This window comes from Kitasatospora sp. McL0602, assembly GCF_052076145.1.
Classification (GTDB): Bacteria; Actinomycetota; Actinomycetes; order Streptomycetales; family Streptomycetaceae; genus Kitasatospora.
Genome location: NZ_CP197246.1, coordinates 2,785,943 through 2,797,574 on the forward strand (window position 1 = coordinate 2,785,943; position 11,632 = coordinate 2,797,574).

An 11,632-nucleotide genomic window follows, 5' to 3' on the forward strand; every position below is an offset into this window, starting at 1 on the left:
CGGCCGAACTTGCAGCACTGCCGGTGTGACGGACCCACACAGGCAAACACAGATCGCACACAAAAGCGCCTGGTTTTTCGGCCTCCCTCCGGCAGGGAGTCGGCCCCCAAATTAGCCCAGAGGGCCGACAACCCGTGCCAGTGGGTCAGAACCTACGAATCTCGTACAGAAACCATCCGCTCAGGCGGCGGTGTGCAGCCCCGCGACGAGCCAGGCGAAGGCCGGGCCGAGGCTGGGGGCAGCGGGCCAGCCGTTGATGACGCCGATCAGCTGCCAGTAGCGCTCGTAGCGCGGGTCATTGCCGTGCTCCAGCCGGTCCAGCAGCCAGGCGCGGAACTCGGGGTCGTCCGTGCGCTGGAAGAACTCGGCGAAAGCACCCGCGAGTTGGCCGACCACCGGCACCGCAGCGGCACTACCGGGCAGTACACCGGCGGCCAGCGCCGCCTCCGCCCGCTCCCGGACCAGCTCAGCCATCTCCTGGCTGGCCCCGGGGTCGAGCTGTACACCCTCGGCGTACTCCCGCGCCTGGTAGGCAGCGGCCCGGCGGATGCCGGCCCGGAAGTCCCCGTCCTGCACGAGCTCGGCCAGCTCGACCCAGGCGTCGGCCTGCTCGGGGGTCGGGTCCTCGGGCAGCTCTGGCATGGCGGCCCGCATCTTGGCGACGAAGTCGGGCCCCACGTCGAGCCCTTCGAAGGCTTCGTCGATGAAGTCGTTGATCAGACTGCGGCGCTCCTGGTCGGAGAGCCTGGCGAGCTTGTGCATGAGTTCCAGCTCCTCGGGTGTCGACCCGCGTCTGGCCACCGCTCGCAAGACGGCCCGGCGCAGCCTCAGCGTGCGGATCTGCACGTCGAGCGCCTCGGCGTGCACCGCGGCGACCTCGGCAACGGTGATCTCGCGTTCCAGCACCCGCTGGATGGTGGCGAGATCCACGCCGAGGTCGCGCAGCGTACGGACGAGGTCGAGGCGGGCCAGGGCGTCGCGGTCGTAGAGCCGGTAGCCGGCGGGTGTGCGGTCGGTCGGCGGCACCACCCCGGCATCGGACCAGAACCGGATCGTCTTGACCGAGAGGCCGGTCAGCCGGGCCAGTTCGCCGATGGTGCGGAGGGTGTCGTCGTCCATGTCCGCCACCTTGCAGCCTCCCGTCGCTGGAGACTCAAGCCTAGGCATCCCACCCGACCGGCAGGGCCTCGGACCGACCGGCCCTACGCCGCGCTGCCGGCCTTCCACTCCGCCCAGGTCATGTTCCAGCCGTTCAGGCCGTTCGACGGGGAGACCGTCCTGTCGCCGGAGTTGACCACCTCGACGACGTCGCCGGTCATCGAACTGGCGTAGAACTTGGCCGCGTTGGTGCCCGGGTCACCGGCGCCCTTGACGTCTCGCAGGGCTATGCAGCCGTGGCTGGTGTTGGCGCTGCCGAAGGCGGAGGCGGGCGACCAGTAGTTGCCGTGGATGAAGGTGCCGGAGGTGGTCAGGCGCTGAGCGTGCGGCACGTCGGGGATGTTGTACTCGTCGCCGAGGCCGACGGTCTGCGAGTCCATCTTGGTCTGGGTGTACTGCTCCGCGATGACCAGCTTGCCCGCCCAGGTCTTGTGGTCGGGGGCGCCGCCGATCACCGGGTACGTCGCGGTGACCTGGCCGTCGGTGGTGACGGTGAGGGTGTCGGTGGCGAGGTCGGCAACGCTGGTCTGACTGCGGCCGATGGTGAAGTTCACGTCCTTGGACTGGGTGCCGTAGACGCCCGTCGCCCCCTCGACGTCCTTCAGCCGGAGCTTGAGGGTGACCTTGGTGCCCTTCGCCCAGTACTTCTCGGGCCGGAAGTCGAGCCGGGTGCTGGAGAACCAGTGGCCGACGATCTCGACGCCGGGCGCGGCCACGACGGTGATCGCCTGCTCGACGGCCTTCTTGTCGGTGACGGGCTTGTTGAAGTTGATCGAGACCGGCATCCCGACGCCGACGGTCGAGCCGTCCTCCGGGGTGAAGTACCCGACGAAGGTGTTGGCGGGCGAGGCGGTGGCGAAGCTGGTGTTGGCGTCCGCCTCCAGCTTGGAGCCGTCGGTGGCGACGGCGGAGACGGTGTACTTGGTGCCGCTGGTGAGGGTGTCGGTGGAGGCCCAGCTCGTGCCGTCGGGCGCGAGCTGCCCGGCTATCGCCTTGCCGGTCGAGTCGGCGACCTTGACGGTGCCGAGCTTGCCGTCGGCGACGGTGACCTTGACCGGCTCGGTGAACGAGGCGTCCGTCACGCCGTCCGCCGGGGAGACGGTGATCCTGGCGGTGGACGTCTTCGGGGTGCCCCCGCCCCCACCGCCGCCACTGCCGCCCTTGTCGGTGGAGGAGGAGCCGCTGCAGGCCGCCACGAGCAGCACGGGCGCCCCCAGCAGCCCGGTGAGCACGCCACGGCGGCTCCAGTTGCCACCGGTCGGGCGGTGCTGGTTCTCGGATGCCGTCACTTCGTGTCTCCCTGCTCTCCACCTGCGGTACTACGTACTACGGACAAACAACGCAGTCCAGGACGAAGCGGTTCCATCATCAACCGGTTGAGATCGTACGAGAGTACTGGAGACAGTGCCATAAATGGACAAACCGCCCACCCCGAGAGGTCTCGGAGCGGGCGGCTGCGGCAGAGCGTGGAGGCTGGAGGGCCTTACTCGACGGTGTACTCGTCCCAGCCCTCTTCGGAGGCCTCGAACTCGGTCTGGGCGGACTCCCAGGTGGCCGAGGCGAGCTCGATGCCGGGGACGTCGGCGAGCATCGCGACCGGGTCGATGAAGTGGGCGAGCGAGCCGGACGGGTCCACCTCGATGGCATCGACGGACTGGGCGCGCTCCTCGTCGTCCAGGTACTCGTCCTCCTGGACCTGGGCGAGGGCGGCGGCCTTGAGGGCCTGCTCGTCGGTGATCTCGGCGATGAGCTCGATGGTGAGGCGTACGTAGCGGGGAACGTCCTGCTCGGGCAGGTCAGTGCTGGTCATGTGTGCGAGCGTAGGCGAGCAGGGGTGCCATTGCCGAACCGCGCAGGCCGCAGGGGCGGGACGGAGCGGTGCGGGCTGCCTCCGGCCACCTCCCGAAGGAGGCACCCGAAGGCAGCCCTACCGTCTCCGCAGGGCTCCCCCACCCGGGAGCCACGGAGACGCGCCTGACGGCGCGCTGGTGCCGCAGGAGCCGCCGCACCCTGCACGCCGGCCGGAGCCGGCCGCAGGGGCGGGACGACGGCAGCCCCTACGAGGGGCCCCTCCCGCCCCTGACGGGCCGGGAGGGCGGGCACCGGCGGCCGGGTCAGGGCCGGCCGGGTGCCCGCGGCGACCGTGAGGGAAGGGAGCCGCTCCCGCCCTGCACCGTCACCATGCTCGGCGTCTTGCCGTGCTCACAACGATGCCCGACCGTTGTTAACCGGATGATGCGTGGACATGACGCCGGTGTACCACTTCGTGCCGGTACGAGTCGCTTCCCGTAACAGAACTGACGCGAGCTCAGGCGGACGGCCTCAGGGGCCGGGCCTCAGTGGCGGGCGAGGAAGGCCAGCAGGTCCTGGCGGGTGACGATGCCCTGGGGCTTGCCCTCGACCAGGACGACGGCCGCGTCGGCCTTCTCCAGCACGGTCATCAGGCTGGTCACCGTCTCGCCCGAGCCGACAACCGGCAGCGGCTTGGACATGACCGCCTCCAGCTTGTCGGTCAGCGCGATGGACTTGGCGAAGAGGCCCTCCAGGATCTCGCGCTCGACCACCGAGCCGATCACCTCGCCCGCCATGATGTCCGGGTGCCCGGCGCCGGGGGAGACGATCGGCATCTGCGAGACGCCGAAGTCGCGGAGCACCTGGACGGCCTCGGCGACGGTCTCGCTGGGGTGCATGTGGACGAACTGCGGGATGCCCTCGTGCTCGATGGCGTCCTTGCGGGCCAGCACCTCGCCGATGTGCGCCTCGTCGGTGCTGGACGGCAGGAAGCCGTAGTCGGCCATCCAGTCGTCGTTGAAGATCTTCGAGAGGTAGCCGCGGCCGCCGTCCGGCAGCAGCACCACGACGACGTCGTCCGGGCCGAGCCGCTTGGCGACCTCCAGCGCGGCGACGACGGCCATCCCGCAGGAGCCGCCGACCAGCAGGCCCTCCTCCTTGGCGAGGCGGCGGGTCATCTGGAAGGAGTCCTTGTCGGAGACCGCGACGATCTCGTCGGCCACCTCGCGGTCGTAGGCGGTCGGCCAGAAGTCCTCACCGACACCCTCGACCAGGTACGGACGCCCGGTGCCGCCCGAGTAGACCGAGCCTTCCGGGTCGGCGCCGACGACCTGCACCTTGCCGCCCGAGGCGTCCTTCAGGTACCGGCCGGTGCCGGAGATGGTGCCGCCGGTGCCGACGCCCGCGACGAAGTGGGTGATCTTCCCGTCCGTCTGCTCCCACAGCTCCGGGCCGGTGGAGTGGTAGTGCGAGGCCGGGTTGTCCGGGTTGGAGTACTGGTCCGGCTTCCAGGCGTTCGGGGTCTCCCGGACGAGGCGGTCCGAGACGTTGTAGTACGACTCCGGGTGCTCCGGCGCGACGGCGGTCGGGCAGACCACGACCTCGGCGCCGTACGCGCGCAGCGTGTTGATCTTGTCGGTCGACACCTTGTCCGGACAGACGAAGATGCACTTGTAGCCCTTCTGCTGGGCCACGATCGCCAGACCGACACCGGTGTTGCCGGAGGTCGGCTCGACGATGGTGCCGCCGGGCTTCAGGGCGCCGGAGGCCTCGGCCGCCTCGATCATGCGCATCGCGATGCGGTCCTTCACCGACCCGCCGGGGTTGAAGTACTCGACCTTCGCCAGGACGGTCGCACTGATGCCTTCGGTGACCTTGTTCAGCTTCACCAAAGGCGTGTTGCCGACCAGCTCGATGATCGAATTGCTGTACCGCACGGGGATCCTCCCGGTCTGTGGCGTTGCAAATGCACTTAAGGGTGTCCAAAGCCTATTCCCTGGGGACACTTCGGCCCCACGGATGGCGGATGTGCACCGGTAACGCGTCACGTCCGGGGGTACCTAGCTGAGAAGAGGCCCTCACGAGGGGCGATGACAGAGGGGGTCCAGGTGACTGGAGCACAGGAGTCGCGGGCCCGGGTGGCCCGGCGGATCGCCACGGCGGCCGCGTACGGGGGCGGCGGGATCGGCCTGCTGGGGGTCGGCCTGGTGGGGGTGCTGCTCACCGAGAGCAAGCTGGCCGTCCGGGCGGTGGGGCTGCTGGACGGAGACCCGCCGAAGGCCGACGGCGTCTACGGGGAGGCCTTCGCCGACCCGGCCGCCGGGGCGGGCACGACGCCGCTGGTGCTCGCCTTCCTGGGCGACTCCACGGCGGCCGGGCTGGGCGTGACGCGCGGGCAGGAGACGCCGGGGGCGCTGCTGGCGGCCGGGCTGGCCGCCGTCGCCGAGCAGCGGGTGCGGCTGGTCAACGTGGCGAAGTCGGGGGCGCGCTCCTGCGACCTCGCACAGCAGACCGCGCTGGCGCTGCCGCACCGCCCGGCGCTGGCCGTGATCATGATCGGCGCCAACGACGTCACCCGGCACGCCCCGGCCGCGCAGTCCGTGCGCCAGCTCGGCGAGGCCGTCCGGGAGCTGCGGCTGGCGGGGTGCGAGGTGGTCGTCGGCACCTGCCCGGATCTGGGCACGATCAAGCCCGTCCGGCCGCCGCTGCGCTGGGTGGCCCGCCGGCTGAGCCGCCAGCTGGCGGCCGCGCAGACCATCGCAGTGGTGGGGAACGGCGGCCGTACGGTCTCGCTGGGCTCGCTGCTCGGGCCGGAGTTCGCGGCCCGGCCGGAGATGTTCGCGGCCGACCGCTACCACCCCTCCACCCAGGGGTACGCGACAGCGGCGATGGCCATGCTGCCCTCGCTCTGCGCGGCGCTGGACCTCTGGCCGCAGGACGCCCGCCCGGAGGACGAGGAGCGGCCCGCCGACGTGGTGCTCCCGGTCGCGGTGGCGGCGGCGGCCGCCGCCGGGCAGTCGGGCACCGAGGTCGCGGCGGTCGGCCAGGAGTCCGGCGTGTGGCGTTGGGCGCAGCTGCGGCACCGGCTGCGGCTCGGCCTGCCGGGGCAGCCGGAGGCCGCGTCGGCGAACTCACACCCGGGGCCGGGTGACTCCTGACCTTACTTAGCGGTAACTTTCCTCCCGAGCGTCCTACTTGGCCGAGGCATACTGCTAAGTGAATGCTCACTAGCCATACCGGCCGTCCGGTCACTCAGCGAGGAGCCCGAAATGCCCGAAGCCGTCATCGTCAGCGCCGCCCGTTCGCCGATCGGCCGGGCCTTCAAGGGCTCGCTGAAGGACGTCCGCCCGGACGACCTCACGGCCCAGATGATCGCCACCGCGCTCGCCAAGGTGCCACAGCTCGACCCGCGCGACATCGACGACCTGATGCTCGGCTGCGGCCTGCCCGGCGGCGAGCAGGGCCACAACCTGGCCCGGATCATCGCGGTGCAGATGGGCATGGACTACCTGCCCGGCGCGACCATCACCCGCTACTGCTCCTCCTCGCTGCAGACCACCCGGATGGCGCTGCACGCGATCAAGGCCGGCGAGGGCGACGTCTTCATCTCGGCCGGTGTCGAGACGGTCTCGCGTTCGATCAACGGCACCTCGGACGGCATGCCGAACACCCAGAACCCGCTGTTCGCGGACGCGGTCGCCCGCACCGCCGACCGCGCGGCCAAGGGCGGCGGCGAGTGGCACGACCCGCGCGAGGACGGGCTCGCCCCGGACGCGTACATCGCGATGGGCCAGACCGCGGAGAACCTGGCGGCGCTCAAGGGCATCTCGCGCGCCGAGCAGGACGAGTTCGGCGTGCGCTCGCAGAACCTCGCCGAGGCGGCCGTGAAGTCCGGCTTCTGGGCCCGCGAGATCACCCCGGTCACCACCCCCGACGGCACCGTGGTCTCGGCCGACGACGGCCCGCGCGCCGGGGTGACGCTGGAGGCCGTCTCGGGCCTCAAGCCGGTGTTCCGCCCGGACGGCACCGTTACCGCGGGTAACTGCTGCCCGCTCAACGACGGCGCCGCCGCGCTGGTCATCATGTCCGACACCAAGGCCCGCGAGCTGGGCATCACCCCGCTCGCCCGCGTCGTCTCGACCGGCGTCAGCGGCCTCTCCCCCGAGATCATGGGCTACGGCCCGGTCGAGGCCAGCAAGCAGGCGCTCAAGCGCGCCGGGCTGACCATCGGCGACATCGACCTGGTCGAGATCAACGAGGCCTTCGCCGCCCAGGTCATCCCGTCCTACCAGGCCCTGGGCATCGACCTGGACCGCCTGAACGTCAACGGCGGCGCGATCGCCGTCGGCCACCCCTTCGGCATGACCGGCGCCCGGCTCACCACCACGCTGATCAACTCCCTCCAGTGGCACGACAAGCAGTTCGGTCTGGAGACCATGTGCGTCGGCGGCGGCCAGGGCATGGCGATGGTCATCGAGCGACTGAGCTGAGACGCAGCGAAGGGTGGGGGTCGCCGAGGAACGAGGCGGCACCCGCCCGCAGCGAAGGAGCAGCTCACCAAGCGGCCAGGGCAGCCGAGCGACTGAGCTGAGACGCAGCGAAGGGTGGGGGTCGCCGAGGAACGAGGCGGCACCCGCCCGCAGCGAAGGAGCAGCTCACCAAGCGGCCAGGACGGCCGAGCGCCTCAGCTGACCCGTTCGGGGTGACCGTACGTAATTGAGGGCCGCATCACACCGCCGGTGCGATGCGGCCCTCTTTCGGTGCCGAAAACGCCCTTTTGTCGACGCCCCGAAGTCGGTCAACTGCGCTGCGTAGAACGGCACTACTTAACAATTTGGGGACAAGGACGAAAGTCACGGACAAATCGGACATCTGCCACTGCAGTAACTGCCGTCCATGCGGCACTGTGGAGACGTAACCCCGTTCCACTCCTCGCTAGGAGTACGTTCCGTGAGCGTCGTCTACACCGCCCTGCTGCTGATCCTGATCGCCGTGTGCACCGCCGTCCTGCTCCACGTGCGCGGGCTCTCCCGCCGCCTGGACGAGCACCGCACAGGCTCAACCGCCGCCGCCCAGGCCGTGGTTGACGAAGACGTCATACGCCGGGCGGTCGTCGACGCGCTCGCCGCCGACCGCGAGCGCGAAATCGCCGAGGCGCGCGCCTTCTGGGCCGAGCAGGAGGCACGGGCGGCGGAGGACTCCCCGCTCTTCGACACCCCCTTCGCCGGGACCACGCCGTACACCGGCCCCGCACCCTTCACCAGCACCGGGCTGACGGCCGCCGAGGAGTGGCCGCTCTTCTTCCCCCGCCCGACCGGGCCGCAGGACGCCGTCGACAACGCCGGGACGATGGACCCGGAGTTCGGCGAGGCGCTGCGCTCCGCGCTCGAGGACCTGATCAACGACGAGGGCGGCGCCACCGGCACCGGTGGCGGCGGCCTCCGCCCGAGCCACCCGGCGGGCGGCGGCGGGGGCGGGGTCAGCGCCACCGGCGAGAGCGCCGGCGAGGCCAAGGCCCGCCGCGAGGCCGATCTGCTCGCCACCGGCCTGGAGGCCGGGCTGCTCGACACCGACGCCGAGCCCGCCGCCGCCCCCGACCCGCGCCGGCACCCCTCGCACCCCGACTTCGTGCCGAGCCAGACGCCCTCCCGCGAGTGGACGGACACCCGCCTCGCCACCCTCGCCGACGAGCGGATCGCCCTCACCGACGTCCGCCCCGGCCCGCTCGGCACCCTCGACGTGTACGGCTTCGCCGACGGCACCACCCTCTGCGTGGCCCCCGGCGACCGCGAGGCCGCCTACCGCCTGATCGACGCCGTCCGGGCCGGTGAGGACGTCCGCCTGCTCGGCGGCTCCCGCTTCTCCGGCTCCTACTCGCTCACCTTCTCCACCGACGAGGAGGCCGTCTACGTGCTGGCCGACCGCGTCGTCGCCAGCATCTGACAGCAACAGCAACAGGCACAGCGCAGCGCACGGCCGCGCAGCACACGGCGAAGGCCGGTCGAGTCCTCGGGGTTACGGACTCGACCGGCCTTCGCCGTGTGTCATACGTCATACGTCATGCGTCAGGCCCTCAGGCGCTCAGGCCGTCAGCCGCTCGACCTCGCGGATCGCGGCGAGTGCGGCGGCCACGGCGGCTCCGTCCGCGACCGCCGCCAACTCGTGCCCGGCCACCGCCAGCTGGTCCCCCACCGCGAAGGCCCCGACCTCCGGGAACTCCCGGGGCTGCTCCCCCGCCACGGCCAGCGCCGCAGCCGCCAGCTCCCGCGCCAGCGCCAACCCCGCCGCCGCCCGCGACCCGTACCCGGGCACCGCCCCCAGCAGCCGGCTCTGCGGCATCGACCGGAACCGGTCGGCCAGCTTCTCGACGGCCTCCACCAACGTATCCATACCCGCGACCCTAACGGCCAGTGGCACCCCGCCGCGCTGAGCGCAGTGGGGTGCCACCTGGTCGAACGTCGTGCACCGGCCCTGAGGGTTAGTCGTCGCCGCGGAGGATGGCGATCAGGCGCAGCATCTCCAGGTAGATCCAGACCAGCGAGAGCGTCAGCCCGAAGGCCGCGCGCCAGGCCTCCCGCTGCGGGGCGCCGCCGCGGATGCCGGCCTCGATCTCGGCGAAGTCCAGCGAGAGGAAGAAGGCGCCGATGCCGATGCCGAGCACGCCGACCAGGATGCCGAGCGGCCCGGAGTTGAGGCCCATGCTCGCGCCGAACATCGAGGCGACCATGTTGACAAGCATCAGCAGCAGGAAGCCCATCGCGATGCTCAGGCCGATCCGGGTGTACCGCGGGGTGACCCGGATGCGCCCGCTCTTGTAGGCGATCAGCATGCCCGCGAAGACCGCCGCGGTGCCCAGGACGGCCTGGATCGCGATGCCCGGCCAGATGGTGTTGAAGACGTTGGTGATCGCGCCGAGGAAGAAGCCCTCCAGCGCCGCGTAGGTGAGGATCAGCGGCGGGCTGACGCTCCGCTTGAAGCTGATCACCATGCCGACCACGAACGCGGCCAGCGCCGCGACCGTCGCGATGCCGTAGTTGGCGACCGGCACCGCGAACCAGGCGACGGCCCCGCCGGCGACCAGCGTGAGCAGCGTGAGCGCCGTGCGGGCGACCACGTCGTCCATCGTCATCCGGCCGGTCCGGAGCGGGCCGGCGGACGGCGCCTCGTACATCTCGGCGAGTTGCTGGTCCGTCAGGCCGCCGCCCTGCGGCGTCTGCGCGTAGGGGTTGTTGGCGTACGGCGGGCCGACGGGCTGCCGCTGGGAGGTGTCGAATCCGGCGTATCCGGTGTCGCGGGTGAAGGACCCGTCCCGCGAGAAGACCGGGTTGCTGCTCCTCATGCTCATTCCCTCCGGGGCGGCACGGCACCACCCACATTTTCCAAGGGTAATGCCTTGGCAAAGGAAGGAGTCTACGCCGCAAGGATGAGTCACCTGCGGTTGGAGTTGGTGCCCGGGGCCGGACTCGAACCGGCACGGCCTCGCGGCCAAGCAGTTTTAAGCTGCCCGTGTCTGCGTTCCACCACCCGGGCGTGCTGGACAACTCCCGGCCGTGGCCGGAGGGAAACGACCCCTGCGGGCCACCCCTGAGAGTAGTCGCCCGACTGCCCCTTTCGCATGTTCACTGCTTGGGAAGTTGTCATGTTTCCTTGCCATCTGACGAACTGTCTGCGATTCGGCCACCTCGGGAACAGAACAAGACAGCCCCCGCTCCCTCAGGGTCGGTGTCATACCGCAGGAGGAGAGGAAACCGCCCTCGCTACACCCCGCGGCGGTGGGCCCAACCGTCCCCCGGAGCTACGGAACGGCTGATTCCGTGCCAGACGATGGTGGGGCGGCCGGTGTCATGTGCTCCGGCCGCCCAGCACCCGGCCCGATCGACAGGAGTCACCCGTGAGCACGACGACCGCAACCGCCGTCCGCACCGGCCAGGCGGCCGCCCGCGCCAACGGCCTCAACAAGGTCTACGGCGAGGGCGAGACGCGCGTCGTCGCCCTGGACAACGTCAGCGTGGTCTTCCCGCAGGGGGAGTACACCGCGATCATGGGCCCGTCCGGCTCCGGCAAGTCCACCCTGATGCACTGCATGGCGGGCCTGGACACCGTCTCCTCCGGCTCCTCGATGATCGGTGACACCGAGCTGGTCGGGCTGAAGGACAAGCAGCTCACCCAGCTGCGCCGGGACCACATCGGCTTCGTCTTCCAGGCGTTCAACCTGCTGCCGACCCTGACGGCACTGGAGAACATCACGCTCCCGATGGACATCGCCGGCCGCAAGGTCGACCAGCAGTGGCTGGACCGCGTGGTCGAGACCGTCGGCCTCTCCGGCCGCCTCTCGCACCGGCCGAGCCAGCTCTCCGGCGGCCAGCAGCAGCGCGTCGCCTGCGCCCGCGCGCTGGCCAGCAGGCCGGACATCGTCTTCGCCGACGAGCCGACCGGCAACCTGGACTCCCGCTCCGGCGCGGAGATCCTCTCCTTCCTCCGCAACTCCGTCCGCGAGCTCGGGCAGACCGTCGTGATGGTCACCCACGACCCGGTCGCCGCCTCGTACGCGGACCGCGTGGTCTTCCTCGCCGACGGCCGGATCGTGGACGAGCTGCACGGCCCGACGGCCGACAGCGTCCTGGACCGGATGCGCCGCTTCGACGCCAAGGGTCGGACGAGCTGACCCCACACCGGTCAGCGC

General features: G+C 71.0%; 10 protein-coding genes and 1 tRNA gene. 4 read left to right on the top strand and 7 right to left on the bottom strand.

Annotated elements, in window-relative coordinates; genetic code table 11:
- Window positions 1-180 precede the first annotated feature (180 nt).
- From ACR68M_RS12580 to ACR68M_RS12595, 4 genes are all read right to left on the bottom strand, one after another.
- On the bottom strand, window positions 181-1,119 hold the full coding sequence (locus ACR68M_RS12580) for a helix-turn-helix domain-containing protein (RefSeq protein ID WP_441250552.1): 939 nt from the start codon (window positions 1,117-1,119) through the stop codon (window positions 181-183).
- Between the two features lie 83 nt (window positions 1,120-1,202).
- On the bottom strand, window positions 1,203-2,447 hold the full coding sequence (locus tag ACR68M_RS12585) for a L,D-transpeptidase (RefSeq protein WP_441250553.1): 1,245 nt from the start codon (window positions 2,445-2,447) through the stop codon (window positions 1,203-1,205).
- A 194-nt stretch (window positions 2,448-2,641) separates the two neighbouring features.
- Window positions 2,642-2,968, bottom strand: coding sequence for a hypothetical protein (locus ACR68M_RS12590; RefSeq protein ID WP_441250554.1), 327 nt, complete (start codon window positions 2,966-2,968; stop codon window positions 2,642-2,644).
- Between the two features lie 526 nt (window positions 2,969-3,494).
- The gene (locus ACR68M_RS12595) at window positions 3,495-4,886 is read right to left on the bottom strand and encodes a cystathionine beta-synthase (protein WP_441250555.1); all 1,392 of its coding nucleotides are present in this window, start codon (window positions 4,884-4,886) and stop codon (window positions 3,495-3,497) included.
- 171 nt (window positions 4,887-5,057) lie between these two features.
- Between ACR68M_RS12595 and ACR68M_RS12600 the strand changes: the two genes are divergently transcribed.
- The 3 genes from ACR68M_RS12600 (at window position 5,058) to ACR68M_RS12610 (ending at window position 8,892) form a co-directional block, all read left to right on the top strand.
- Window positions 5,058-6,107 (top strand): SGNH/GDSL hydrolase family protein, encoded by a 1,050-nt coding sequence (locus tag ACR68M_RS12600; RefSeq protein WP_441250556.1) that lies wholly within the window; start codon window positions 5,058-5,060, stop codon window positions 6,105-6,107.
- A gap of 111 nt (window positions 6,108-6,218) precedes the next feature.
- Window positions 6,219-7,439 (top strand): acetyl-CoA C-acetyltransferase, encoded by a 1,221-nt coding sequence (locus ACR68M_RS12605; RefSeq protein WP_441250557.1) that lies wholly within the window; start codon window positions 6,219-6,221, stop codon window positions 7,437-7,439.
- A 460-nt stretch (window positions 7,440-7,899) separates the two neighbouring features.
- Window positions 7,900-8,892 (top strand): hypothetical protein, encoded by a 993-nt coding sequence (locus ACR68M_RS12610; RefSeq protein WP_441250558.1) that lies wholly within the window; start codon window positions 7,900-7,902, stop codon window positions 8,890-8,892.
- Window positions 8,893-9,030: 138 nt separating this feature from the next.
- Here the strand turns inward: ACR68M_RS12610 and ACR68M_RS12615 are convergent, their stop codons facing one another.
- The 3 genes from ACR68M_RS12615 to ACR68M_RS12625 form a co-directional block, all read right to left on the bottom strand.
- A complete protein-coding gene (locus tag ACR68M_RS12615; RefSeq protein WP_441250559.1) occupies window positions 9,031-9,339 on the bottom strand; it encodes a hypothetical protein in 309 nt (102 codons plus the stop codon).
- 88 nt (window positions 9,340-9,427) lie between these two features.
- Entirely contained in the window at window positions 9,428-10,288 is an 861-nt protein-coding gene (locus ACR68M_RS12620; protein WP_441250560.1) for a Bax inhibitor-1/YccA family protein, read from the bottom strand.
- Between the two features lie 106 nt (window positions 10,289-10,394).
- Window positions 10,395-10,479 (bottom strand) — tRNA-Leu (locus ACR68M_RS12625).
- Window positions 10,480-10,840: 361 nt separating this feature from the next.
- Here ACR68M_RS12625 and ACR68M_RS12630 point away from each other — a divergent pair.
- Window positions 10,841-11,614: an ABC transporter ATP-binding protein gene (locus ACR68M_RS12630; protein ID WP_441250561.1), complete on the top strand. Its 774-nt coding sequence runs from the start codon at window positions 10,841-10,843 to the stop codon at window positions 11,612-11,614.
- Window positions 11,615-11,632 lie beyond the last annotated feature (18 nt).

Excerpts from the sequence above, each read along its gene's own strand:
- ACR68M_RS12615 (WP_441250559.1), bottom strand. The coding sequence starts at position 9,339 with ATGGATACGTTGGTGGAGGCCGTCGAGAAGCTGGCCGACCGGTTCCGG.
- ACR68M_RS12620 (WP_441250560.1), bottom strand. The coding sequence starts at position 10,288 with ATGAGGAGCAGCAACCCGGTCTTCTCGCGGGACGGGTCCTTCACCCGC.
- ACR68M_RS12605 (WP_441250557.1), top strand. The coding sequence starts at position 6,219 with ATGCCCGAAGCCGTCATCGTCAGCGCCGCCCGTTCGCCGATCGGCCGG.
- ACR68M_RS12580 (WP_441250552.1), bottom strand. The coding sequence starts at position 1,119 with ATGGACGACGACACCCTCCGCACCATCGGCGAACTGGCCCGGCTGACC.
- ACR68M_RS12590 (WP_441250554.1), bottom strand. The coding sequence starts at position 2,968 with ATGACCAGCACTGACCTGCCCGAGCAGGACGTTCCCCGCTACGTACGC.